We start from the raw sequence: 310 nt of genomic DNA, 5'->3' as shown, positions 1-310 counted from the left end.
TATCAATAAATTTATTCTCCACTCCCCCCTGGATCTTAATATAGGCAGGGGAATTTGACCCCAAATCAAAAACCTCCCTTCTTAATGTTGCCACAAAATGTCCTGATCCCATCACGGCTTTCGCTCCTTTTTTCCTTAACACCAAGTATTTTTCAAGATGGGAAGAAGAGTATAATTTCACCGTGTCTCCCAGGCTGTCTTCAAATTTTTTCATCGCCTGTGGATCCTTTACTTCTTCAAATCTAATTGAAGCTTCACCTAATAAACCATAAAACCAGTTATTAGAGGCAAAAGCTTTATAGGCAATACT

At 38.4% G+C, this 310-nt stretch carries 1 pseudogene; it reads right to left on the bottom strand.

From position 1 onward, the window contains the following. Window positions 1-310 (bottom strand): annotated as a pseudogene (locus tag HC175_RS22475) (hypothetical protein); the annotation flags it as partial.

This window comes from Salinimicrobium oceani (assembly GCF_012037645.1).
The sequence above is the reverse complement of the archived record's forward strand: the minus strand, read 5'-3'. Positions and strand labels throughout refer to the sequence as shown.